Genomic DNA, 24,555 nt, shown 5'->3' with positions numbered 1-24,555 from the left:
CCCTAATGATATTGAAATGTATTTATTAAAATTATTTTCGATAATTCTATTCCTCTAATTCTGTTACCAATGCAATATTGTTAATATTATTTGATTTCAGATATGACATGAGTTTTGCAACTTTTCCATATTCTAACTGATAATCAGCTCTTAAAAATAAAGTCTGAGACTTTGTTTCCTGAAGCTTCATATTTAAAACCTTAATCAGTTCGGCCATTAAGATCTTATCTTTACCAACATAGAACTCTTCAGAGTTCGTAAAACTTAAAACAACTTGAGACGAACTTAAGTTCATGACATTCACTTCCTTAGTTTTTGGAAGAGTTAGTTCAATACCATTAAGCATAAGAGGTGCCGTTATCATAAAGATAACAAGGAGAACCAGCATAACATCCACGAGGGGTGTTACGTTGATTTCTGACATTGGCCCATCGCCATTTCCACCTGTATTCATTCCCATGAAATACTCCTAAGACTTTGAAGAAATATAGCGTTCTACTTCATTAATAAATTGATTACTAAAAATATGAAGTTGTTCTCTAAGTTTATTTCTTCTTTGACCAAATTTATTAAAGTACCAAGTTGCAGGAATCGCTGCGACTAAACCAACTGCTGTAGCAACTAGGGCCTCAGCAATACCAGGTGCAACAGTCTCTAGTGTCGCTCCACCACTAGCAAGCCCTGAAAAGGAATCAATAATCCCCCAAACGGTACCAAATAAACCAACAAATGGAGTAATTGATCCAATTGAAGCTAATGTTGTTAGATTTGAACTCATCGTCTGATCGACTTCAACAACTTCATTGCTAAGAGTACGCTCCATTGATTGGTTTGCTATCGAAGCATAGTGTTCTTTAATAGCAGCATAATTTTCACCCAGAGCAATTTCTGTTTTCTTTAGTTCACGATAACCAGAAAGAAAAACTCTCTTTAGTGGACTTTCTTCAATGGTCTGTGCATCGTGATATGCTTCTTCTAATGAAGTTACTCCACTAAAAAAGTTTTTAAAGTCATTATTGGCCCTTTCCGCTTTTTTGAATGCAGATAGCTTTTGAAAGATAATTGTCCAAGACAGCACTGAGGCTGCAACAAGTAATAGTAAGTCGATTTTTACGACAATACTAGAATCAAGTAAGATTTGAAAAATATCTAAGTTGTGACCTTGCACTATACTTCTCCTTGCTTACGTAAAAAATATGAGTAAGCGATTGTTACAATTAATAAACTTATGGCCGGCATTAGCAGGCTCGTTAAGCGTGAGAAAAACATCGAGTAATATGTCCCCCACAATGGATCATGACCTAAGAATGCAAAAAGCGGAACAAAGACTATTGATACAAAGATCATTCCCTTTAAGACTGAATAGTTAAATAAATACAGATGAATATAGGCCATATAAAATAATAAGAGGTGACCAATTTCTAAACTTGTATTTCTTGGAAAAAGAACAAATAAAGAAAGATAAACAAAAGATCCTTCAACAAATATATGAAATAACCTTCCAACTCCCCTTTTCTTCTTTAGAAATAATTTTGAATTTAAAAAATCAAAGAAGAAAAAGGCAAAAATTAAGATATTGTGGATAATTAACTGAAAAACAGAAAATTGAACATTCTCTAAATGACTTGGACGAATAAAGAATAAGAACACCAAAATTGAAGCAAACGATACTAAGTAAGTAGGTGTCGTAATATTATTATACCAATCAAAAGAGAGCTGACTTCGAATATCCTTAATTCGAATATCTGAAAATAGATATGCTGATGCAAAAAATCCCAGAATTCTGGCCATCACGAGTAGTTGCCATGAAAAGTCATATAGCCAATTTTCTACAATTATCAATTTATGGCCAAGACGAAAGTGAAAGAATGACGCTATAGAAACTAATATAAAGTAAATCACCCAATACATAAAAATTGAGATTGCATACTTTGAGGTATAAATAGCTTTTTCTTTGGCGAATAACTTCATATTAATTAGTCGTTGGGTCTATCCATTTTAGCTGTAATTCAGGCGATGGATAAATCTTTGAATAATGCTTATAAAGTAAGTTCCCCTTTGTTAAAGAGTCGATCTTCTCTAATAGACTATAGTAATTCTTCCAATATTTAGGATTATTTTTCAAAATAACATCCATTTTCTTCGTTACTGTAAACTGATCTTTAAAAGAAAAGCCAGAGTTAAAAGCAATATCAGAATACTTAGCTAGAACCTTTTCAAATGCTTCCTTTGGGAATTCTTTCTTATAAAAGTTACTATTCATTAACTTCAATAATGTCGCATCATCGAATTTACTAATAAATTGTTCATTTTCTAATCTTAATAAGTCCTCAAACATTAACAGAGATATTTGAAGTTTTGATAAGTCCATAGCACGGATAAATGGAACACTTACAACAAAGAGATAGTCTTTTCTTGAAAGTGGAAAACCAAAATGCGTGATATTAGCAGAGTTCACATACAGAACTTTAAACTTTAGGCCAAAGTAGCCAACTTCTTTTAGGAAGTTTTCAAAGTATTCAGTAACTCCAAATTCAGGTTTATGAAAATCCCACTTTAGTAGGTTTACATTTTTGACAAGCCAATACTGAGTCATAATTTCCCAGAAATGTCTTCCTCCTGGTGTATTATAGAAAGACTTCTTCTTATCTTCGATCGAGTTTTTCTTTTCCTGAGCTTTAATCTTTTTCTTCTTGGCAACTTTTTCAAGGCCATCTTTTTTTAATACTTTTTGAATTTTATTAAAATTAACAAATTCATTTTCGACAGGTAGTTCACTTTGATCTGACTGAGCAAATGGAGATGAAAAAGATGTAAGAATAAATCCTAAAATTAATAACCTTTTCATTATCGACTCTCCCCTCTTCTTAATAGATCCTGGAGACGTCCCCAATAGTGAATTTCAGTTACACCGATTTCAATATTATCAAAGAAGCGGCGATATAAATCCTGCCAGCATTCTTGTGGTTTTGTTTTCGATAAAACATCCACACTCATAAAGCCTTGGTAATTAGAATATTCAACATTGTAGAAATTCGACAGTGGAGCACTTTTTACATAAAAAGGTTGTCCACACTCAAAAGTTGAAAGAACCCTTGAGAACTTCGAAGGATTTTGATGTAGCTGAGAGTATACAGTATTCACGTAATAAATCGTCTTCTTAACATTGGAAGATTTATCACTCTTTGCTTGCCCAAAAGCTTGGGTTGCAAATAATAGGATTAGAATAGTTTTCTTTATACTTTCCATCTGAATTGTATCGTTTCCCATTCATGACATTGTGGACAACGCCAAAAAATATCATCTGAATTATAACCACATTCTCGACAATAGTGCTTTGTAACTGTTTGGCGCATATTATCGAGTAGTCCTTTCATTTGTGTAACAGCTTCTTCTTTTTTACCGAGCTCAATTAAGATCTTAATATATTCAGACTTAAGAGCATCAGAAGTAGTATTCTCACCTTTTTCCCAAGCACTTAATAATTCATAAGCTTTATGGAGTTGGTGTTGTTGTTTAAAAAGTCTAATCTTAGTTAAAATGATCGATTCATTTGAAAGAAGATCAGCATCATTTAATTCTAAGAAATATTCAACGACTAAATTAAGTCTCTTAAAATACTTTTCCTTCTCATCTTCACTTCCCTTAAATCCTTCCTCTAAAGACTCAAAAGCAAATGAAGCATACATTGGTTGCTCTTTTAAAAGCTCTAATAAGTTAAGCTTAGCCTCATCAACATTACCTTCATGAAGAAGAATTCTGAGCTTTAATATTTTAGCCGATACAGAAGGAGCAAAACGAAAGCCATCTTCTAAGTCTTCAGCCGCTTTTGAAAGCTGTCCATTCTCAAATTGTTTCTTGGCCTTTTGAACAAGAATATGAGAAATCGTTTCTGATTGATTTTCGTGTCCTACTTTCGATAGCATAATGCGATAATTATATGCCTGATCCCAGTCACCAATATCTTCATAAATTCGACAAAGAGATTGAATAACATCAAATTCATCGCGATTGATTTTTAAAACATCTTTATATGTTTCAATGGCCTTATCAACGAAGCCACCTTTATCAAAATCAATTGCTAACTCTTTGAGAGCTCTTATTCGATCAGACTCAGAGATATTATCCCTTGCGATAAGAGAGCGGTGAATACTAATGGCCTTTTCAATTTCACCATTGCTTCGAAATAGTCCACCAAGCGCGAAATATGTATCGATTGTTTCACGGTTAATATCAACAGCACTAAGGAATTCTTTAATAGCAAGATCACGATTACCTGAGATTAGATATTGTGTAGCATTTAAGAATACTTTTGACTGAGCTTCGAAAATAGAATTTCGATATCTTTTTGAAAGTTTTACACCTGTATCCTTCTCACTAAAGTAGTGATAAATCAGGATAAGAGTAAAAACAAAGGCCACAACAGCTAATATATGATCTTGTAGCCAATTTAAGTAGATATGCATTATACCTCAACTATTTGTACATGATATTCGTCGAATTGCTCATTTTCACATATTCAACAAAGCTAGAAACAGCACCCTTCACATCCTCTAGATCTTGAATAAGAGAGAAGAAGTTGCTTTTCTTTTTAATTTTAATTTCACTTAGGTTTAAGTCACCTTCAAGCTCAAGTGTTTTATGCAGACCACGTGCACATGGCCAAAGTCCAACAAGATCATCTACTAGACCAAGCTTTTTAGCTTGTGCTCCAGAAAAAACCTGACCTTGTGCAACTTCATTAATTGGTGAAGTTAAGCGCTCTTTTCTTTGCGCTGATACGTCATCTATAAATTGCTTGTGAACGTCTCTAGTCATTCTCTCCATAAGATCTCTTTCTTCTGGTGTCATGGAACGATTTGGCTGACCAATATCTTTATAGCGACCAGCTTTAATTGTTTGTGGGTTTACCATGGCGAATTTATATAATTCTGATAAATCAACAAATTGCATGATTACACCAATTGAGCCCGTAAGAGTTCCCGGTGAAGAGCAAATCTTCTCTGTAGCTGCGCCAATATAATAACCACCGCTTGCAGCAATTGATGAGAAAGAAGCATAAATAGGCTTAGGCTTTTTTGTTATTTCTTTATACTGACCAACTCCTCGAATACGAAGAATTTCTTGATAAATTTCTTGAGTTGGAGCAACAGCTCCACCAGGTGAATTTACTCTTAAGATAATTCCTTTTACTGCTTCATCAGCTTCTGCCTTATGGAGAAGTTCAATGACTTTCTTAGACTCCATAATGACACCCTCTACTTCAATGAGAGCAATCTTATCTTTTGACTTCGTTGATGATGATGCAATGTAGTCGTTGCTACCCTTAAAAATATTTACCGTATATACTGAAAATAAAATAAGCACGACAAAGAAAACCGCCACTAAGGCCATAAGGCCCACAACTGCACGATCTTTAGATTTATTATTCGACAAAGCATCCTCCCTGAGCTTATAAAACCATACCTCTATCTTCCCAGAAATATTGGATTTCGTAAACTTTTTAACATGTTACAAACTTGCCTATTAAAGTAAATCTGCTGCATTCCGAAAAGTATATTGGATATTAACCTAATGGGAATATGTGAGGATTTTATGAAATCAGTAAACTTTAAACTTTTGGTATTTACTACCTTAGTAATACAGTCGGGTTTATGTTCTGCTGAGAAATATGAAGCACCTGCATTTTTTCACTCAGAATCAAAGAAGCCCATCTCATTTAAGCAGAGAGTAGTTAACAAAAAAGCTACAGTAAAATGGCAAGATGGTTATACTGTTGATCAAGATGAGCAAGTGGAAAAGTCAAAACGTCTTCCATCATCAAAGAATTCAAAAGTTAAATACTGGGATTACGAGAATAAGAAATAATCGTCTTTAATTAGTCCCAAAGATTCGCATCTTTTTCAAGCTCACTCTTTAGCTGTCCACATGCTGCAAGGATATCACTTCCCTTTGTCGTTCTAATAGTCGTCGTTATTCCACCATCTTCTAGCTGGTTTTTAAACCAATTGATTCGACTTACACTTGGACGCTTGAAGTTTGATTCTGGATATTCATTAAATGGGATTAAGTTTATTTTTGAAACCTTTTTTGGAAGTAGATTCAAGAGAGCTGTCACATCCTCAGCTCGATCATTATACTGATCAATTAATAAGTATTCATATGTGATATAACGGTGTGCTTTTAGCGGAATTTCCTTAATGGCACCAAGAAGACGATCTAAATCAAATGCCTTATTAATTGGCATTAATTCAGTACGAATATCATTATGGGCAGCATGTAGAGAAATAGCGATATTCACAGGCGGAAAATCATCTAATTTCTTAATCTGAGGAACAAGTCCGGAAGTTGAAATCGTAACTCTTCTTTGAGAAAGACCTAATGCCTTTTCATTAACCATTAGCTCAGTTGCTACTTTTACATTTTCAAAGTTATGAAGAGGCTCACCCTGTCCCATAAAGACGACATTTGATAGACGCTCTTCTGGCCCAACCTTATCACGTAGAAACTTTGTTACGGCCAGGAATTGACCAATGATCTCACCTGCTTCCAAATGTCTCATTAGGCCCATTGTCCCTGTATGACAAAAGGTACAGCCAATAGCACAACCAACTTGAGAGGAAACACATAGAGTCTTGCGGTTTGAACGAGCAGGAATCATAACAGTTTCAACAGTCTTATCATCTCGCATGGCCACAAGAAATTTTCTCGTTCCATCCTTTGATAGGCCATTCCATACAATTCTAGGAAGGTTAAAATCAAAGTTTTCAAGCAGAAGATCTTTTAGATTTTTGGAAATATTTGTCCAATTTTCAGGGTTAAACTCATATTTTTCATAAACCCATTTAAGAATCTGAGTGGCCACAAAAGCCTTTTGACCATTACTTTCAAGAAATGATTTTAATGACTTAGGTGAAAGTGAATAGAAAAGTGGCCTTTCCATTAAATACTCCAAAAAATGCTAAGTGCTATATATATGGTCAGTCCATAATATTTACAAGCTTGTCTGTAGTTTTTTTGCGATTTCAGCTAGATTTATAGTTAGATTTGGAAGAAATACAATAAAAAACGGTGAAAAAGGATTCGATTTGAAAAAGTTAAGCATTTTCATGATTTTAACAACATTCATTAATATCAATGTTCATGCAGGAAATAACCTAGCAAATCTCATCTTTAAGGTTCCAGCTAAGTCTCAAATATTAGAATCAAATAGTTCTATTAAGTGCCAAGACTGCACAATTCCAGAGCGCTTTACTGTATCTGTTTGGAATATGTACAAAGGTAGTGAACCAAGTTGGCCAAGAGAATATCAATCAATGGATGCGCAGAGTGATCTTATATTAGGTCAAGAATTCCTTCTTTCCGGGGATATGAAAACAGAACTTGAAAACCCAGTTAATTCAGAAGTTGTTATGGCCACATCTTTTATCAATACTAAAAAAGAAGCAACAGGTGTCTTCACATCTTCAAAAGTTAGTTCAATTTCAAAAAAAGCATACCGAAGTCAGTCACGTGAGCCTCTAGCAAATACACCAAAGATGGGACTTGTAACAAGCTACCCTCTTTCAAATGGCGAAGTCCTTACTGTCGTAAATATTCATGCTTTAAACTTTGTTGGAATAATTCCTTTCTATAATCAAGTCTCTGAATTAATTGATGAGGTGAAAGATCTAGAAGGTCCAATTATTTTTGCAGGCGACTTTAATACTAATACTCCATCTAAAACGATTTCAATGAATCTACTTTTTAAAGCTCAAGGCTTTAAGAAAACTGAATTCTCTGGAAAAGATGATCGCCTTACTTTTCTAGGGCAAAAACTCGATCATTTCTGGTATAGAGGACTCCAACAACTAGAGGCCCGCGTCTTAAATGAAAATGAAGGATCGGATCATAAACCAATGCAGGCTACCTTTGAAGTCAGTTATTGACACTATATCTAAGAAAAAGAAAATTTCACCTCTCTATTTTTGCTTAAATACTAAAACTTAGAGATAATCTTAGAAATTAATATTTCAAACAAAAGGATTTGTTATGAAAATGCTTATGATAAGCATACTAATTTCTATGGTATCACTACCTGCTTTTGCATCAGTAAATAATAAACACTCTTTCATTCACAAGATTCCAGCTAAGAATAAGATTATTGACTTTCACCAAGGACTTTCTTGTCGTGATTGCTATTTTCCAAATGAGTTCAAATTAACTGTATGGAATATGTATAAAGGAAAGAATGAAAGCTGGGCCAATGACTTTGATGATCTCATGTATGAAAGTGATATCTTGCTAGGACAAGAGTTTAAGCTTAAGGGTGAAATGAAAGATAAACTCATAAACCCTTTTGAACAAGAGGTGATTTTAGCAACTTCATTTATTAGCTGGCGTAAGTATAAAACAGGTGTAACAAATATTTCTAAATACCCTACAGTACAAATAACACCCCTAAGAAGTAAGGTGAAAGAACCTTTTATTCGCACACCAAAGCTCTCTTTAGCAAGCAGTTATCGTCTTGAAGATGGTAGAGATATTACTTTTATCAATATTCATGCAATCAATTTTGTAAGAAAGAGAAAGCTTGAAAAGCAACTTAAACAAGTTATTGAATATATCAAAACAACTTCCGGACCAATTGTATTTGCTGGAGACTTTAATACAAATTCTAAAAAGAAAATTAAGATGATGAGGAAGCTATTATCAGAACAAGGTTTTACTGAAGCTAGTTTTACTGGCAAAGATAAAAGAATGAAATGGCTTGGTAATAAATTAGACTATATTTGGTATCGTGACTTGGAGCTTATTGAAGCCAATGTCCTTGGACATATTCAGGGTGCAGATCACAAGCCTCTGCAAGCAAGCTTTAGAATTCCTATCGAATAATATTCGATAGGAATCCCCTTTTTACTCGATCAGGGTTTTCTAAAATATTTCCGTGTTCAATAAACTTATCAATTAAATCTCCAATCTTATTTGAAGCCTCTAAAGAATTATTAAATGCCTCTGGAGATATAAGGCAAACCTTATCTTGTTTAAATTGTTCGCTTAAATCGTAACTAAACTTCGTTAGCTCTTCTTCATCAAAGAAACCACTGATATACCCATCAGATGTAACTTCAATTCTTTGATCTAAGTCGAGATCATGAAAATTGATCGATGTTTTAAGAGTAAATAATGCACGAATCAAAAAGAGATTAACCTTTTCACTATACACGTAACTTACATAGAGAATTTTATCTTCACGTGATGCCATAATTACTCCGATATAATCCCAAAGTCTAAAGAGATTGTCCCCTTAGGCATAAAACTTAATTCAATCTCATGAGGAGTATTCGTGATTTCAACATGATTTTGATCGATCATTTTTTGAAACACATATTCCGAAGGATACTTTAAGCTTAATTTCTGTTTATAACTAGAAGGATTAAAGAAACTAACTCTTTTAACCTTGTCATACTTTAAGTCTGAAGAGGCCACTCCTCTTTCCTGCCACTTGTATCTGATTTCACCACTATGAGAAATTTGGCAAGAGCTATGGCCAATACTTGTTGTCACTTTCTTCCAGAAATTATCGAGTTCATCATCTGAGCTTTCTGAGAAGTCATCACTATTAAATATTAATAATCTTCCCTCACCCATTGTGATGGTATTTATCTCTGTTAGATAACGAATCTTTTCTACACTTAATTCATTTTCAAGATAGAAGGATTCAAGTCTTCTTTTTAGGGCCACATCGAGCTTTGCAATATCAATAATAACCTTTCCACCACTCATAAAGAGCTTAAGCACCTTCCCCAATCTCTCAGTCGATATCTCACTTCCATTAAAGTAGAAGAATTGAAACGAACTTTCGACATAGTCTTCCCAATCAAAATTTTCAATATTAGAAAATCGATAATCCCAACTAAAGTGCTTCTTACAGAAGTCTAAAAAACCAGATGTTGCAATTTGATCCTTACTTCTTTGATCCTTTACATTGTGAAAGATATTGACGGCGCTTGAGGCCTTAAAAATAAAATCATTATCCGCAATTATCGTTTTTTCATTAAAAAACTCGTCTAGGCGAGATGAATTAATAACCTGCTTTTTCAAGTCAGAATAAATACCAACTTTATTACGGTTAGGAAGTAAAATAGAAGAAGGCATAATGCCATTATCGAGACTCTTTAGTGCATCATCGATAATTTTAGTATCACTAATCTGATCTAGCATACGAGCTTCAATTGAATTCATCTCCCCTTCTAAGAAAGAGAAGTTCTTCACTCCCTGCCAATTTTCTTTTAGTGAGTTTTTAGAAATATCTTCATAGATACTTGAGATCGTATCATTGTATTCAATAATAAAATCCTGCTCTTGATCGGCCGTAATCTTGTCTAGTTTTAACTCAGCTTTTTTCATTTCAATAAATTTGGAAAAACCACTATTAAAAGCAACTGATCGATCATAGAGATAAGAGCGAAAATAGCCATGAGTATAATGACCACAATTAGCACCCCAAAGAGGAGCTTTTATTTCGTTCTTTTCAAAGTATTCAGAAAGCTGAGAACAAAATCTTGAAAAGCCTTTATAGACACGAGGATCATAAAAACTATAGAACTTATGTATTGTTCCTTCACTATCTGCGCTTGCTCGATTAATTCCATACTCATCACAACTTGCCGTGCGGGCCAAGAGATATGGAATACCACCGTTTGGTAAATAAGGAACAGGAGTAATCGGAAGTAAAAAGATAATCTCTTTTTCTAGCTCACGACAGATATCATAGAGTCTTTTGAAGTCCGTTTCGGGCTTTTGATCCGCAAAGTCGATCTTATCCCCAGTATCCGTATGGAAACTCCAATTAATTGGTACGATTATCTTATCAGTTAATGACGTTTTCTCGATTTTGGACTTCCACAGGGAAGCGGAAGTTTTCCAATAGAAGAACCAATTCTCCCCTGGAAATACCGTGTCCTCATCCTTGACTACAGGTGTTGTAAGCATCTATCTACTCCTTAAAAAAATTGTAGGGCATGTGAATCGCTTTGACAATTTCAAGTACTTACAAATTTCACCTACTTAATCAATATATTGTATTGTCAAAAAAACATTTACCCTGCCGTTTGCCATCGGATGTAAGACACGGTAAGTTATTTCGACTAAAATATGACAGAGGGGAACAGATTTATGTGGTATTTCACAGAGGAAGAGAAACAAATCCAAAAAATGTGTCGCGACTTTGCTAGACAGGAGCTTGCTCCAGTTGCAGAAAAGCATGATACAGAAGAAAGCTTCAACATGGATGCTTTCAAGAAGATGGGTGAAATCGGAGTCCTTGGTATTACTGCTGATCCTGAATATGGTGGTGCAGGAATGGGTGCTCTATCAGCAACGATTGTTATGGAAGAATTTGGAAAGGCCTGTGCTTCATCTACTCTTTCATATCTAGCTCATTCAATTCTTTGTGTTAACAACATCGAAAACAATGCTTCTAAAGAACAAAAAGAGAAATATCTGCCAAAACTAATCACTGGTGAGCACATCGGTTGTATGGGAATGTCTGAACCAGAATACGGATCAGATGCAGTTGGTATCCAAACAAAAGCTGAAAAGAAAGACGACCACTATCTTCTTAACGGTACTAAGATGTGGATCACAAATGCTCAATACGCAGATATCGCTTACGTTTACACAAGAACAGGAAAAGAGAGAAAGAACCTTTCGACTTTCATCCTAGAAAAAGATAAAGGTCACTTTGACTTTGGTAGCCCTATCCACAAAATGGGAATGCGTGCATCACCTACTGGAGAGCTAATCTTTGACAACGCTAAAGTTGGACTTGAACAACTAGTTGGTAACGAAGGTGATTCAATTTATCACATGATGAAAAATCTTGAGATTGAAAGAATCACAATTGCAGGTATCTCACTTGGTATCGCACAAGCTTGTGTTGATCAGTGTATTAAATATGCTAACGAAAGATCACAATTTGGAAAAAATATTGGTGAATATCAAATGATCCAAAAAATGATCGCAGAGATGGCAACAGAAACTGAAATGATGAGAAACTTCCTCTACAACGTAGCTTACCGTTACGATCAAGGAGAGAAAGGTCCAGTAGTTGCAGCTCAGGTTAAACTTGCGATTCCAAAGATGGCAACTAAGATTGCTCTTGATGCTATCCAACTTCACGGTGGATACGGTTACTCAAGAGAGTTCCCAGTTGAGCGTATGATGAGAGATAATAAGCTTAATGAGATTGGTGCTGGGACAAATGAGGTGATGATCATGATTATCGCCAAGAACCTACTCAAGGCCGCTCAAGCGTAATTCAGAATTAAATTTTCATATAATAGGCCAAGTAGTTTCAAGTACTTGGCCATCTATTTCGATAAATATTACAACTCCATTGCGACGCGCAAAAACGTTAGGTAGTATCCCTCAATTCGATGGGAGGGATAATGAACAACAAAATCAAAAAATTAATACTTCTTGCTGCTGTTTCAACACAGGCACTTGCACTTGTAAAAGTTGATGGAAAAGTCGATGTCTATAATTGTAATGAGTTAAAGCGTGGCCAAGAAATGAGAGTAAACTTCTCACCAAGCTTCAGTCGTACACGAGTTGAGATGAAGTACACGCTTAAGCGTGCAAACGTTGCAGGCGAACACTACCTCGCTTATATCAATTTAAATATAAAATCTGATAATTCCAAATTACGCACTCGTTTACTTAGACATATTAAAAGCTGCTATGAAACCAAAGGATCAAACCTTGTTGATGGTGCAGGAAGAAAACTAAGTTTAAGACTATGGGATAAGAGCACTAGAGTTGATAAACCACCAAAGGTAAATATCGGTCTCCAAGGTAGAGGTGCTCGTTCAAATTCGAGAAATTACGCTGTTGATTTATCTTGTGGAACTGTTGTTCATGAAGCACTTCACTTAATGGGCCTAGTAGATGAATACGAAGAGAAGTGGAATGCTTGGAATCCAAATATTCTTGCACGTGTAACATCGAAACCAATTGTGAGTACAAGTACAGGTGCACCTGTTGCAATGAATTGTCGTGTTTTAGGAGCTAAGCACTCCGTTATGAGAAACCACGGGTATTTGAATTATAGAAAAGACGTTATATTCACAAAGCATATGGACACAATTATTTATGCAAATTGTAAGCCTAAGAATAAAGATGTTTATTCATGTATGAAGAATGCTTATCGAACAACAGAGGACCATGGTGGATTCTATGGCTGTCGAGAGATGGATAGTTCATGCTTTGATGAAAATTGGCAAGGTTATTAAAAATATAAAAAAAGCAGCTCTTAGAGCTGCTTTTTTATTTATGCTACTTTTAGATGTGAATCACTATTTGTTTCACCATATTTTTGACTAACCCAATTATGAACAACAGAGTCAATCTCGCTTTTAAACTCTTTATCTTTACTAATAAGAGTTCGAACATATGAAACAAAATCTTTCCAATTATCTTCTTTCTCATTCATCACTTTATTTAAAAGTGTTTCATCTCGCTCAATAGTTTCAAATTCGATTGATATTAGATCTCTTGCCTTAGTACCATCTGGCGCACATATATCGAGATAGTAATTTCTCATCTCTGCATCTAGACCCATTAACATTGCAACTCTTTTCTTTAAGTCATATTGAGTTAAAGCTTCCTTTAGGAACTTCTCAGGTAAAGAATCAATTAACTCTGCCGGATAATAGTCCCTACTAAGACTTAAGAATTGCTCAAATGTAACATTATCTTTTAAAGTCTCAAATATTGATTTCTCAACTTTTGAAGTTACCTTAGGAAGTATTTCAAATAACTTCTCAACAAATGGTAAGTTAGACTTTGTTTCAATATACTTACTTAAAGTATCTTTAATCTTAGCCTGTCCATCTCTTACTTCCTCTTCCTTTATAACTACTGAACTTTGCAAAATCTCTGAAACGATTTCATCATCACAAGTCGATAAAACCTCTGCGACAAAACTATCATTTAATGCATTAAGAACAAGTGCAACAATATAAGGTTCTTCTTGATAAACTTTTTTAACTACATCTGAATTAAGTTTTAAAAGTAAATCATAAGTATTTGGATCTTCAATAAGAGAAGGAACAATAACACTTTGAACAATTTGATTACTAATGAAGTCATTGGCCCCTGTTAGCTCATTTGCTGTCAAAGGAGAATTCAATAGATCACGCCATGCTGCCCTTTCAGGTTCACTAAGCATCTTAAAGATCTCCTTAAGTGCATTATTATCAATTTGTTGAACCAATGCTCTTAACGCTGCTTTAGAATTCTTATCTCCTTGTGCTAGCCATTTCTTAACAAGTAGAATTGCTTCTTGAGGAGTATTTTCTACAAAGACCTTAAATCTCTCCACCCCATTTAAAGAATGTACACCAATACCATCACTTCCACCGCCTCCCCCAGCTGCGATGGCATCTCCTGAGCTCCCTTCATCTTCATCATCGGCACTATCATTTTGCATAGTAAAATTACCACCCGATTGAGAGCCACTGCTTAACTCAAAGAATTTTGATATTAATCGATTTCCCACTAAACCAATAAGTAAAACACCTAGAACGATTGCAATAATATTCGAGACACCACTCAATGCACTAATGAAGTCTTTTGGTGTGAGTGTTTCTTTCTCTTGTATAGGCATTTTCACCGTATATTCAAAAGTGAATTTTGGTTTAACACCAGATACCCCCAGCTTAATTGATTGAATAAGTTTTTCAATTCGTATTCTTTCTTCTTTAACGATAGACTCTGGAAGACGAACGAGAATATTAACAGCTGAAATATTTTTAAAAATATCGATTGAAGTATTATATTTCCACATTTGTTCTACAAAGCTTGGCTTTTCTCTTGTTGCTTCTTTAAGCTTTGAGATTTCTTTATTTAATGCTTCTTTTTCCTTTTTGAAGCCTTCTTTAATTCTTTCAATTTTGGCCTTTGAATCATCCCCCATTGTTAGTAGGATTTTCCCGCTTGGTGAAAAGTCATTGAAATCATCAATTAGAGGAGCTTCCATACCAAACTTTGAAAATACAACAGTTTCACCATAATCTGCTTCAGGTAAGTCATTGGTGAACTTAATTTTCTTACCATTTTTATCTAATTCTTCTTGCTCTTTTTTTGCTTTAGCCTCTTTTTCAGCTTCGACAGTTTTACTTTCAACACTATCATCGCCTGAGACGCCTTTATTATTAGATTTATTTAAAGGAATATTAAACTTTGGAACCTCAGGAGCTGTTGTAGCAATTTCGACATCAACAAAGTAGTAATCATGATTAAGAATAACTCTAACACCACGATTCATCTTGTCGTAAACTTTTGCTTCTAACTCACTTCTTTGCCATTCTAAGCTAGGAAGAACACTCATTCCTGAATTTGCAAATACCGTTAAACAAGAAACTGATATAAGTACTACTAAAGCACGTAATCTCATTAATTTTCACCTTTATTTGAAGCAATATTAAATTTCTTCTCCAAATATTTTTTCATTCTATAAGCTTCCATATTTTTTGGATTAATCCCAAAAGCTTTTCGATAGAAAGATAAAGAGTTTTTAAAGTCTTTTTTCATATATGATATTGAACCTTTCATTTCATGAATAATTGAAAAATGAGGAAACTTCGCCTCTAGCTTCTCTAACTTTTTAAAAGCTAACTCTAGATTCTTTCCTCGCATTAACCTTAGTACATCAAATAAATCTGCTACTAAGAAGTCAAAGTCTTGAGCTAAACGAATATTCTTCTCTACTTTTAGGTTTGCATTTATATCAACATCCCCTTTTTTTAGAAAAGGAACAGAAATACTATATGCTTCAAACCCAGGTTTAAATACTTCAACCTGAATTGGTCCATCACTTCCATAATTTGATTGAAGTGTTTCCATCTCAGCTTTGTATGGTGTCTGACCAATCGAAACTTTCTTACCATTCTTATCAACAACATAAACATCACATTCACTTGGATTTGAATTGATCGATATTGTTGCGGCAAATGTATTTAGTGTAGTAATAAAAATAATAAATAACTTCATAAAAAATAATCCTTTATAGATATTGGCTTATACCTACAAAGACCCCCATTTTAATTCCCGTTGTGTTGATTCCTGTTGCTCGACCAACAGTTGCTTCGGCCCTTATTCCTCGATCCTTTCCCCAGCGCCAAAATCCACCAAGATTTACACCTAGATCAAAAAATATGTCTGTAAACTTAGCTGACTCAGTGTTGTAGACAACATAACCAGGACCAACAAATGCTCCCCAGTAATATTTACTTGAAGGAGTAATCGTTAGTGTTTGACCACCATTAGTATAAGAATACTTTGTACCGATCTCGCCAAAATACCAATTAATCCCTACCACAGCTGAGTAAACACCAGTTCCTTCGGCCGACATCATAGGAAGAACACCACTTACATAATAACTTTTTGTAAGTTCTGACTTAAATTCCCAGTTAACTTGAAGAGAAATTGCCGATACAGCAGCTGCAGCTGCTTCAGCTGATTCATCAGAGGAGCCACTTCCATCCGTACTCACAAGAGCACTTTCATTTGGTGTTACAGAATGATTCATCATCCCTAAAGACACACTTGCGCTGTTATAAAATTTCTGAGTAGCTAAAACACAAAATGATAGTGAGAATAAGAAAGTGATTTTTAAAATGCTATACATCACTTACCTTGTTATCAGCTTTATGCCATTGAACTCCATCAACATCGGCAACATTTAATTCGATAAACAATGATGACTTATCATTCTCTTTTCTATTCTTAAGTGTAACTGAAACATATAATTCTTCTAATCGATGCTCGATTTCATGACAAATTTCAGAAAGCTTAAGACTTGCGCCATTCCACTTTAGTCTTGTCTGAAAATCTGAAAGCTGGAAATTAAAATCCTCAATCCTTGCACTGATTAATAGAGACTGACCTTCTCTTTTTAAGACTAGATTTGCATGACTTTTAATATCTTTTAAATTAATAACTGAATAAACTAATTCAACATAGTCATCAATTAAGCGACGTGCATCCTTGTTACTAGAATAAAGATATGCTTCATCTGCATAAGTTGTTTCAAGTAACTTTAAACTAGAATTTTCCCAACGAATGCTCTTCTTATAGATAGAATCCTCTAGATAATTGAATACATCAAACTTCTTTGATTCCATTAACATCGTTCTATTCTGTGCAATATTATTTAATAATTGAGAATTGATTTTGTATACCCAACAATAACGATACCCGGTCTCTCTATCCATGCTAGTTTGCATAATAAAATCACTATGAATATCGTTCTTATATTTGAAAATTTGTGGCATTGATTTGTTAGCTCGTTCCTTCTTAAAGTTACACTGTAAGAATTTTTCCCAGGCCAAGCCTATAGCATCGACTTCACTAAACATTTTTGTGAAAACTTTATTAGCTTTTAAAATGATGTCGTTATCATCAATTACTACGATTCCAAGTCCAGATAGGTTTTTAAAAAGATCTATCCCTTTTTCACTCGCCTCATTATCACTCTTCACTGTTCGACTTGACTTAAATAATTCCATCACAAACGACCTCTTTCTTGTTGAAAATTTTATTTACTCTTTCAAGGTTCTTATAATTTAGTTTAATTATTAATTTATTTGATCCTGTTTCACCTTCGTATTTAGCAATTGCTACACCATTTACATTGAAGTTTCTCACAAGATTATTAATTTTTTCATCGACAATTTCATTTGAAACGCCACAGTCAAACAATCGTAAAGATAAAGCCGTTGGCGTAACATATAGGTTTACCTTTTCTAAATATTTAAACCCAGAGCTAAGTTTTACAATTTCTGCAGCAAAGAATTGATATGACTTAATTGCGTTTAAAATTTCATTCTCACGACAGCTCTTTAAGATATTTGTAGTAAGTTCCACACCACTTTGCTGAAATAGATACAAACTAATTTTTAGTAAGCGTTTAGAATACTCATTAAGATCGAGTTCTGTTTTATTGTAATTATCACCAAAGTAAATCAAAGTTTCGTCAACAACGTTCTTGGAACGATGCTCACTCTCATTTAAAATACCTTCAACCTTTTCTAATAAATCCACAAAAGTTCCCTAATTATAAACAAGTCGAACACCAGCAACTTGGTGTTCTGTATTAAACACTTTACTTGATGTTGAGCTAAAGCTAGCCATCTCAAGAAATAGTCCAGCTCCAAACTTCTTATAAAAATTAACACTCATATCTAATGTCAATTTTGTTCCTTCAATCACAACACTATTTCCATCGCTACTTAAATCAGATGAACCTACAAGCGCTTTCTTATAAAAGCCTTGAGTTACCACTTTTTTTCCCCACATCTCATCAATATACTTAAGCCCAACACCGGCCCACAATGTTGAATTTGCAAAGCCCTTTAAGCCTGCTCCACGATCAGAAATACTAGCGAAGCTGATCTTTTCATATTCAATATCAACAGATCCAAAGAATGTGTTTGTGAATAAAGTTTTATTATATGAGCCATATAGAGAGAAGCGAGGGGCAATGCCGTAAGGGTTTTCACTTAGAATAGAAGAGAATGCTCCTCCAACACTGAAGTACTCATCCCATTCCTCAATCTTAATATTACTCAAATAAGTGATATTAATACTAGATAGATTTGTTAATGACTTCACCTCTTCGCCTTCACTAACAAGGTTATTTGCATTTGTTGTTTCTTTTAAGTAACCGATTGCGTAGAAGCTATCTGGAATTAATGTTAACTTACTGGCCTTCTTCTCTTCACGCTTAATATTTCTACGTAAATCAAGATTTGGTGACTTAAACTCACTAATTTTGGCAGTCTCTTTTTTTGACTTTCTCTTTTTCTTCTTTTTAGATGCAACTTTTAATTCGTCTTCCTCTTTAACAACTTTTGAACTTTCTGTTTTAACTGCTGCTTCATTTTCCTTATTATCAGTTGTATCAACGCTTTCAGATGGCGGTGTATCGATCTCAGGGCCTAGCGAGTCATTCTGAGACTTTTCAATATCTGCAATAAGCTCTTTTCTAAGTTTATTTACCTTTAGCTCATTAGTTGAGAGATCAAAGTTCTCTCCATAGAAGAGCTCATATAGCATTCGTCGAGATTCCAGTTGGAGACGCTTGCGATCAATTGAAGTTCTCTTAACAGATGCAATTGTCTTCTTTGCAGAAATATTTCTTAAAGAATAATTAAGCCGATATCCCCTATCTTTGTTACGATCAGCTTTAGCGATGAGTACATAGTTATTTATTTCAAATACTGAATGTGTACTATTTTCGTTTAGAAGGACCTCAAACTCATTTGAGGCCAGAATAATTTCCAAGGCAGACTTACGTAGGAAACGCTTATCCACCTGTTCTAAATCATTGAGTCCATCAAGCTTTAAGGACATGTACGGACGTACGTCTGCAAACCCCTTAACGCAGAATATAAACAAAATGGTGAATGTGAGAAAATTGAACACTCTCATCAATCACCATTATATTTTAAAACTAAATTTATTTTAATCAGGAAAATTTATCTCTTAAATAAAAACGATTACTTAGAGATGATTTTTAGAAATCTGACTGCTTAATCTTACATCGAGCGGCCCCGTTGAAGTCATCATACGTATAGACGACTGAATCCATCGGGAACATATCTCCACCAACAATCATTGATAGGATATTACACGCACAAGTATCACAATCTTTAACATACATAATATTATCAACACTATTGTATTTACTAGTTTCACTACAATTAAAGTCTGGAGAAAATAGAGGTTCTACATCTGTTGCTTCATCATCTAACCAATGAGGAAATGCGTAGAACATATAGTCACTATTGTTGCTATCTGAATTAATTAATAAGTAATCATTATAATCAATTAAAGACTTGTACTTTGTTCGATTTACACCCTGCTTTTTAATTGTGCGACTTGATGCTGCACACGACTGCCTTGCACTTTCTTTATTAGCAAAATCAGGTACGCCAGATCCGTATGGTAGAGCATATCGGTCAATAATCATTTTACTCTCATAGTCGTAAATTGCAGTTTCATCTGGTACCACAATTTCTTTCGTCGTCATTGTTGGCGCTACAGATAAGTATTCCGTTCCACCAGGAGTTTGTCTCACAGCTGCAATATAAATATAGTGGAAACGACTAGGAGCAAGCCCGGTAAGTGTTATATACGTTTCATTTCCAACAGTATCAAAATAATCAACACCTGAAGCATCAAAGATATTATCAAAGCTATTTGAAAGTTGTGAATAGAATACTCGATAACGAAGTATACTTCCCCAGTTTATATTAGAAGGAGTAAACGCTTCCCATTCTAAGTAGACCTCACCTTCAGAAGTTACACTTACATTAGTAATTGAGTCATCACCAACAGAGCTTCTATTTGGTTCAACAAATCCTGTTATATAAATTGGCATCGTTGTACTCGATGCACGCTTACTATCGTAATATTCTAAAACAGCATAATTCTCAGACTCTGGTATCTTTTGACCAACATATGATTCATCAAAATTATATGTAATTCTGAATATACAATTTGCTCCTGTCGATTGATTAAATCCCCATTCATCAACAGAAAGTGGGCCACCTTCATCATCCCCGTAAAAGCATGCTCGATTGGCCTCGATCTGAATTGAGCCTGTGTTATAAATAGTATGATAAACTCCAGCTGGAATCACTGCATTTTGATCACCAACATAGTTACGATACTGCTTTAAGAAACTTGCTTTTTCAGCTTTTGGATTTTGAAGGTTTACATTTTTTACTACTGTTCCCCCCGGATATGTAGTGAGAAGAGGGTGGTTAGTATCATCATAAAAACCAATATCAATTGGGAAAGCATCTTGAATGAAGCCACCATTTTCATCAACGATATTATTTGTCGAAATACTTCCTATTTCTACTTTCGCTGGATCAACAGCAAGAAATTCTATCTGAAACATTTCACTATAATACTGATCTGAACCTAGATCATAAGATAGAACCCCTACTCTGGTAGTTTGGTTAGGCTCACTCAAGGAAGCATTATGCTTAATATCAAAGTAACAAGTAGCTCCTGGTGCCAGTGGGCCAGTACATGTTGAACTTTCTAGAATATAACCTAATCCACCTGAAATATTTGCATGTACAGAGGCTCCTGCTCCCGTTTTAATATTGAAATTCAAATCTGTAATTGTTGTTGATCCAGTGTTTTCAGCAAAGAATCGAGTTTTTGCATAAACTCTTGAGCCACGTACTGCTTCAATTACAGCATAAGTACTTGTATCAAGTTCGTTCATTTTTAAAATATGACTAGATGAATCTGGAAGAAGATTTTCAGTATGTGAGTCAGTTGCCTCATCATATAAAACTTCAAAAGGCTGAGAAGTTACACTCAGTCTTCCATTAGTTGCCGCAACCGCTTCTAAGACGACTGATATCGTTAATGTTTTGATATTGTCATTATAAGAATACGTATCTCGATCAATCAAAGTTTGAGAGCTATCGAGATAATCAACGTCAACTGTAGCTAGATATAGTCCCGGTGCAGTTGGTGCAAAGTTTAATTTTAATATACCTTGTGAATTTCCAGAGATATAACCAGTTGTCTGATTGAGTGTTATTTCACTATCTCCAGTGATTGAATATGAAAGTGATCTTGCAGGAAGAACACCACTATTTGAAAGCCTCATTGAAACAACATTTGTTTCATTAGCATAGTAAGTTCCACCATAGAATACATAATCAAAACTTGTATCAAGCTCAGGTGCAATTCTATTTATAGAGTTAGATAATGCATAAGAGATTGGAGGAGCGGCTTGATTCTTTGAAAGATCTCGATACATTGCAGGCATAGTTGAGGCAGCTAAAGTATTTCCCCATTCTCCAGCAAGAGGTGCTTGACTCGGAAGACTAATCGCCTGTCTCCATAAAAGAGCACTAATCATAGGCTCAGGCGCATCAGGAACTAATCGAGCAGGAGAACGAGAACCACTACGCATTGGATATTGAGAAGTTGCTGATAATCCACCATGTCCACTTAAAGATGGAGTATAACCTGTTGCTGCATCAGCTATTCCATCACCATCATAGAATTCAAATGAAAAGTTTGTTTCACCTGTTATATTACTATTAAATGTTCTAGCATCATTTGTACCGTTCGTATCAGTATCAAACTCTCTTAACCATCTTCGATCAGCATTATTATAGTAAGACTCACCTATCTTATCGACTGAGTTTCTCTTTATTTCAAAAGTTAGAGTACAGATCTCTCCTGGAGATAGAAGAGAAGGTGCATTATTACCTGGTGTTACAGAGACAGGTCCATTCATTCCACCAAAATCTAAAATATCATAGCAGTCTTTATCTGCACCACTTATAAGAGCACTTGTTGGGTTATCAATAATACGATAAGGCCTTTGATTTGTTGAAGCTGAAGGACTCCAACTTGGATGACCAGGAAAATTAATCGGATCACGCATATTAATATAAGTAATCCCACCCGTACCAACATTTTCCAATTTCATATGGAAATACTTTGTATCCGTTGTGGCAGGGATAGACATTGTTGTTCCAGCAGTCATTGAATAATCACTAAATGCAAGAAAGCCTTTTCTAACAAGTAAGGCCTTTAGCCTCATTTCAATTTCTTGTTCTGAACGTAGTGACATATCATCGTTATAAGTGGTTCCGTCTGTGTACTTAATACGGAAAATTTTATAACGGTCTGGGAATACTCCCATATGGTCATACATTGCACCATTCTCTTCTAATTCTGCTGCTACACTATCTGGATTAGAAGAAGCAAGTGGATTTAAATCAAATAAAATATCACATTGACCATTACCACCAGCTAAGTATTCACAGTTTGAATGCTTAACATTTTGATAATAAGTATTGAAATGATAACTTGATTCAGTAATTGTATTTGGAGTTGGAGATGCTCCGTCCGATACAGATGTAATTTCTCCTAAAGTTGTCCCTGTATTTAAAACTCTGATCTTCATTCGACTTTTGTAATTTGAATCCGCAATCAAAGAGACTCGACCTAAATTAAACTCAAATAGATCATTATCAGTTGGATCCTGATTAGTGTAAGTGAGGTCTCGATATTCAATATTATCAAAAGATAGTTTTGCCGCAGAATAATATTCAGCAACATCAAACCAGAAATTGTTCTCATCAGAACTCTGATCATTAAATATATGGATTCCATCTTTCCAAGTACTATCAAATCTTACATTGAGTTTATAATTATTAAAATTACCATCAGTTTCAAAAGTTACACTTGGATGAAATACAATATTAAAAAAGCATGACTCACCAGGTGCTTCAATTGTTCGCCCACCAACCTCACGAACACCAGCAGTATCAAGAGTTCCATCAGGATTTCTACTATATCCAATAGTTGAAACATCAGTTACACAATTTGCAGTATCGGTAATTTTAAAAGGGTTATCAGGAAGAGATAACTCGTTAGCCGGATCAGTCAAATCACTAAGAGGACTACGACAAGATAGAAGTGCACTACCATCTCTTATACATCGAGCAACAAGATTATTTGAAGGATCACGAATATCAATACTAGATATAATCGCTTCTTTATAACCTTTATTTGTGATTTTAATTGTTAGATCATCAAGGTTTCCAACGACTATATCTTCAAATTCAAGATTTGGTAGACCGCCAATAGCAATTCGGCCTTCAATTGTAGTTGAGACAGCATCGAAGTAAACATTAAGAGCACTAATCCCACCTTCTGGATCACGATTATAATCAAATCTAATATTAGAAGTATAATCTAAGTCAACGTTACCGTCAGGAGCACCAACACCATAGTTCTTTGGAATGAATTCGACATCAAACTGACAAGTTTCTTCACTCTTTAGTTCCATGCCACAAGTATTATTTAACATTGTAAATGCACCTGAGGCCGTATTGTCATTCTTTGTAATAGCAATACCTCTGGCCGTTAACTCACCTGCATTTCTTACAACGAGAGTTTTTCTAAGTACTTCGGGCTCAGTTCTTTCTACAACGCCAAAAGAGTAATTAATTTCATCTTCAGCAAATACGAGTGAAGCTGAAGTCCCTGTAAAAAATGATAAGCTTTTTGTTACCGAATATTCATCAACAAGTGTCTTATAAACAAAGTCAAGAGGTTGAGTATGTGAACCGGATACTGTTGCCCCATAAAAGAGACGAAAAGTACATTCTTGCCCAGGAGTAACGATAACTCCACAAGTTCCTCCAAATCCAGGACTTGCAACGTTTCCATCATCTTCAGGAAAGAACTTAACGGCTGCAGATGAGTTTTCATCAATATTTAAAGCGACATCAGTCAAATTATAAGTTGTATTATTCTTAATGCGTATGTAAATGTCGTCGCCACTTCCACCTAATAGGAACTCACCTCGCTCTAATCCACCGATGATTTCAAATTCAACAGGCTTATAAACACCATCATTCAAAATAGATGCTGTTTCAGAAGCTTTCTCTACCGGTGTACAAGATGACACCAAAAGAGTTATGAATGTTAAGATATAGAGCATACGTACCATAATTT

The 24,555-nt window shown here is 34.8% G+C and carries 22 protein-coding genes; 5 read left to right on the top strand and 17 right to left on the bottom strand.

Annotation, left to right across the window (positions count from 1 at the left end; genetic code table 11):
* Nucleotides 1-46: 46 nt before the first annotated feature.
* From ACN5L8_RS10605 to sppA, 7 genes are read right to left on the bottom strand one after another with little or no spacing between them, the layout of a single operon-like run.
* Nucleotides 47-460, bottom strand: a complete 414-nt coding sequence (locus ACN5L8_RS10605) for a biopolymer transporter ExbD (RefSeq protein ID WP_419173006.1) — start codon at nt 458-460, stop codon at nt 47-49.
* A 9-nt stretch (nt 461-469) separates the two neighbouring features.
* On the bottom strand, nt 470-1,168 hold the full coding sequence (locus ACN5L8_RS10600) for a MotA/TolQ/ExbB proton channel family protein (RefSeq protein ID WP_158536744.1): 699 nt from the start codon (nt 1,166-1,168) through the stop codon (nt 470-472).
* Nucleotides 1,168-1,971: a hypothetical protein gene (locus tag ACN5L8_RS10595; RefSeq protein WP_114705493.1), complete on the bottom strand. Its 804-nt coding sequence runs from the start codon at nt 1,969-1,971 to the stop codon at nt 1,168-1,170. The genes ACN5L8_RS10600 and ACN5L8_RS10595 overlap by 1 nt, the downstream gene beginning before the upstream one ends.
* Nucleotide 1,972: 1 nt before the next feature.
* The gene (locus tag ACN5L8_RS10590) at nt 1,973-2,848 is read right to left on the bottom strand and encodes a hypothetical protein (RefSeq protein WP_419173005.1); all 876 of its coding nucleotides are present in this window, start codon (nt 2,846-2,848) and stop codon (nt 1,973-1,975) included.
* Complete coding sequence (locus ACN5L8_RS10585) at nt 2,848-3,270, bottom strand: hypothetical protein (protein WP_120405311.1); 423 nt, start codon at nt 3,268-3,270, stop codon at nt 2,848-2,850. The genes ACN5L8_RS10590 and ACN5L8_RS10585 overlap by 1 nt, the downstream gene beginning before the upstream one ends.
* Nucleotides 3,237-4,466, bottom strand: coding sequence for a hypothetical protein (locus ACN5L8_RS10580; protein WP_114705496.1), 1,230 nt, complete (start codon nt 4,464-4,466; stop codon nt 3,237-3,239). Before ACN5L8_RS10580 ends, ACN5L8_RS10585 begins: the two co-directional genes overlap by 34 nt.
* 10 nt (nt 4,467-4,476) lie before the next feature.
* Nucleotides 4,477-5,436: a signal peptide peptidase SppA gene (gene sppA / locus ACN5L8_RS10575; RefSeq protein ID WP_334678067.1), complete on the bottom strand. Its 960-nt coding sequence runs from the start codon at nt 5,434-5,436 to the stop codon at nt 4,477-4,479.
* Nucleotides 5,437-5,595: 159 nt separating this feature from the next.
* On the opposite strand from sppA, the gene ACN5L8_RS10570 reads away from it, so the two are divergent.
* On the top strand, nt 5,596-5,868 hold the full coding sequence (locus ACN5L8_RS10570) for a hypothetical protein (protein WP_419173004.1): 273 nt from the start codon (nt 5,596-5,598) through the stop codon (nt 5,866-5,868).
* A 10-nt stretch (nt 5,869-5,878) separates the two neighbouring features.
* Here ACN5L8_RS10570 and rlmN read toward each other — a convergent pair whose 3' ends face one another.
* Nucleotides 5,879-6,943 (bottom strand): 23S rRNA (adenine(2503)-C(2))-methyltransferase RlmN, encoded by a 1,065-nt coding sequence (rlmN, locus tag ACN5L8_RS10565; protein ID WP_114705499.1) that lies wholly within the window; start codon nt 6,941-6,943, stop codon nt 5,879-5,881.
* A 145-nt stretch (nt 6,944-7,088) separates the two neighbouring features.
* Between rlmN and ACN5L8_RS10560 the strand changes: the two genes are divergently transcribed.
* Nucleotides 7,089-7,928: an endonuclease/exonuclease/phosphatase family protein gene (locus ACN5L8_RS10560; RefSeq protein ID WP_419173003.1), complete on the top strand. Its 840-nt coding sequence runs from the start codon at nt 7,089-7,091 to the stop codon at nt 7,926-7,928.
* Nucleotides 7,929-8,031: 103 nt separating this feature from the next.
* The gene (locus tag ACN5L8_RS10555) at nt 8,032-8,874 is read left to right on the top strand and encodes an endonuclease/exonuclease/phosphatase family protein (RefSeq protein ID WP_419173002.1); all 843 of its coding nucleotides are present in this window, start codon (nt 8,032-8,034) and stop codon (nt 8,872-8,874) included.
* Here ACN5L8_RS10555 and ACN5L8_RS10550 read toward each other — a convergent pair.
* Both ACN5L8_RS10550 and ACN5L8_RS10545 read right to left on the bottom strand, forming a co-directional pair.
* Nucleotides 8,864-9,244 carry a hypothetical protein gene (locus ACN5L8_RS10550; RefSeq protein WP_114705502.1) on the bottom strand — a complete coding sequence of 127 codons (381 nt, stop codon included), beginning with the start codon at nt 9,242-9,244 and terminating at the stop codon, nt 8,864-8,866. The two genes, ACN5L8_RS10555 and ACN5L8_RS10550, sit on opposite strands and share 11 nt — an antisense overlap.
* 2 nt (nt 9,245-9,246) lie before the next feature.
* Entirely contained in the window at nt 9,247-10,974 is a 1,728-nt protein-coding gene (locus ACN5L8_RS10545) for a hypothetical protein (protein ID WP_114705503.1), read from the bottom strand.
* 183 nt (nt 10,975-11,157) lie between these two features.
* Between ACN5L8_RS10545 and ACN5L8_RS10540 the strand changes: the two genes are divergently transcribed.
* Nucleotides 11,158-12,300 carry an acyl-CoA dehydrogenase family protein gene (locus tag ACN5L8_RS10540; protein ID WP_162929680.1) on the top strand — a complete coding sequence of 381 codons (1,143 nt, stop codon included), beginning with the start codon at nt 11,158-11,160 and terminating at the stop codon, nt 12,298-12,300.
* A gap of 131 nt (nt 12,301-12,431) precedes the next feature.
* Nucleotides 12,432-13,274: a hypothetical protein gene (locus tag ACN5L8_RS10535; protein WP_334678064.1), complete on the top strand. Its 843-nt coding sequence runs from the start codon at nt 12,432-12,434 to the stop codon at nt 13,272-13,274.
* 38 nt (nt 13,275-13,312) lie between these two features.
* Here the strand turns inward: ACN5L8_RS10535 and ACN5L8_RS10530 are convergent, their stop codons facing one another.
* The 7 genes from ACN5L8_RS10530 to ACN5L8_RS10500 all read right to left on the bottom strand — a co-directional run bounded on the left by ACN5L8_RS10530 (nt 13,313) and on the right by ACN5L8_RS10500 (nt 24,550).
* Nucleotides 13,313-15,439, bottom strand: coding sequence for a hypothetical protein (locus ACN5L8_RS10530; protein ID WP_419173001.1), 2,127 nt, complete (start codon nt 15,437-15,439; stop codon nt 13,313-13,315).
* On the bottom strand, nt 15,439-16,035 hold the full coding sequence (locus ACN5L8_RS10525) for a hypothetical protein (RefSeq protein WP_120405315.1): 597 nt from the start codon (nt 16,033-16,035) through the stop codon (nt 15,439-15,441). Before ACN5L8_RS10525 ends, ACN5L8_RS10530 begins: the two co-directional genes overlap by 1 nt.
* 13 nt (nt 16,036-16,048) lie before the next feature.
* Complete coding sequence (locus ACN5L8_RS10520; protein ID WP_120405316.1) at nt 16,049-16,672, bottom strand: hypothetical protein; 624 nt, start codon at nt 16,670-16,672, stop codon at nt 16,049-16,051.
* Nucleotides 16,665-17,552 (bottom strand): hypothetical protein, encoded by an 888-nt coding sequence (locus ACN5L8_RS10515; RefSeq protein ID WP_419173000.1) that lies wholly within the window; start codon nt 17,550-17,552, stop codon nt 16,665-16,667. The genes ACN5L8_RS10520 and ACN5L8_RS10515 overlap by 8 nt, the downstream gene beginning before the upstream one ends.
* Nucleotides 17,539-18,087 carry a hypothetical protein gene (locus tag ACN5L8_RS10510; RefSeq protein WP_120405318.1) on the bottom strand — a complete coding sequence of 183 codons (549 nt, stop codon included), beginning with the start codon at nt 18,085-18,087 and terminating at the stop codon, nt 17,539-17,541. The genes ACN5L8_RS10515 and ACN5L8_RS10510 overlap by 14 nt, the downstream gene beginning before the upstream one ends.
* 9 nt (nt 18,088-18,096) lie before the next feature.
* Nucleotides 18,097-19,443: a hypothetical protein gene (locus ACN5L8_RS10505; protein WP_419172999.1), complete on the bottom strand. Its 1,347-nt coding sequence runs from the start codon at nt 19,441-19,443 to the stop codon at nt 18,097-18,099.
* Nucleotides 19,444-19,561: 118 nt separating this feature from the next.
* Nucleotides 19,562-24,550, bottom strand: a complete 4,989-nt coding sequence (locus tag ACN5L8_RS10500) for a choice-of-anchor D domain-containing protein (protein ID WP_419172998.1) — start codon at nt 24,548-24,550, stop codon at nt 19,562-19,564.
* Nucleotides 24,551-24,555: the final 5 nt, after the last annotated feature.

The sequence above is a fragment of the Halobacteriovorax sp. genome (genome assembly GCF_048381875.1).
In the GTDB taxonomy this organism is placed as follows: domain Bacteria; phylum Bdellovibrionota; class Bacteriovoracia; order Bacteriovoracales; family Bacteriovoracaceae; genus Halobacteriovorax_A; species Halobacteriovorax_A vibrionivorans.
This window is presented reverse-complemented; position numbering and strand designations above follow the sequence as displayed.

Coding starts and splice junctions, on each gene's coding strand:
- rlmN (WP_114705499.1), bottom strand. CDS start 6,943: ATGGAAAGGCCACTTTTCTATTCACTTTCACCTAAGTCATTAAAATCA.
- ACN5L8_RS10500 (WP_419172998.1), bottom strand. CDS start 24,550: ATGGTACGTATGCTCTATATCTTAACATTCATAACTCTTTTGGTGTCA.
- ACN5L8_RS10550 (WP_114705502.1), bottom strand. CDS start 9,244: ATGGCATCACGTGAAGATAAAATTCTCTATGTAAGTTACGTGTATAGT.
- ACN5L8_RS10585 (WP_120405311.1), bottom strand. CDS start 3,270: ATGGGAAACGATACAATTCAGATGGAAAGTATAAAGAAAACTATTCTA.
- ACN5L8_RS10595 (WP_114705493.1), bottom strand. CDS start 1,971: ATGAAGTTATTCGCCAAAGAAAAAGCTATTTATACCTCAAAGTATGCA.
- ACN5L8_RS10580 (WP_114705496.1), bottom strand. CDS start 4,466: ATGCATATCTACTTAAATTGGCTACAAGATCATATATTAGCTGTTGTG.
- ACN5L8_RS10520 (WP_120405316.1), bottom strand. CDS start 16,672: ATGTATAGCATTTTAAAAATCACTTTCTTATTCTCACTATCATTTTGT.
- ACN5L8_RS10515 (WP_419173000.1), bottom strand. CDS start 17,552: ATGGAATTATTTAAGTCAAGTCGAACAGTGAAGAGTGATAATGAGGCG.
- ACN5L8_RS10545 (WP_114705503.1), bottom strand. CDS start 10,974: ATGCTTACAACACCTGTAGTCAAGGATGAGGACACGGTATTTCCAGGG.
- ACN5L8_RS10570 (WP_419173004.1), top strand. CDS start 5,596: ATGAAATCAGTAAACTTTAAACTTTTGGTATTTACTACCTTAGTAATA.
- ACN5L8_RS10530 (WP_419173001.1), bottom strand. CDS start 15,439: ATGAGATTACGTGCTTTAGTAGTACTTATATCAGTTTCTTGTTTAACG.
- ACN5L8_RS10555 (WP_419173002.1), top strand. CDS start 8,032: ATGAAAATGCTTATGATAAGCATACTAATTTCTATGGTATCACTACCT.
- ACN5L8_RS10535 (WP_334678064.1), top strand. CDS start 12,432: ATGAACAACAAAATCAAAAAATTAATACTTCTTGCTGCTGTTTCAACA.
- ACN5L8_RS10525 (WP_120405315.1), bottom strand. CDS start 16,035: ATGAAGTTATTTATTATTTTTATTACTACACTAAATACATTTGCCGCA.
- ACN5L8_RS10605 (WP_419173006.1), bottom strand. CDS start 460: ATGGGAATGAATACAGGTGGAAATGGCGATGGGCCAATGTCAGAAATC.
- ACN5L8_RS10590 (WP_419173005.1), bottom strand. CDS start 2,848: ATGAAAAGGTTATTAATTTTAGGATTTATTCTTACATCTTTTTCATCT.
- ACN5L8_RS10540 (WP_162929680.1), top strand. CDS start 11,158: ATGTGGTATTTCACAGAGGAAGAGAAACAAATCCAAAAAATGTGTCGC.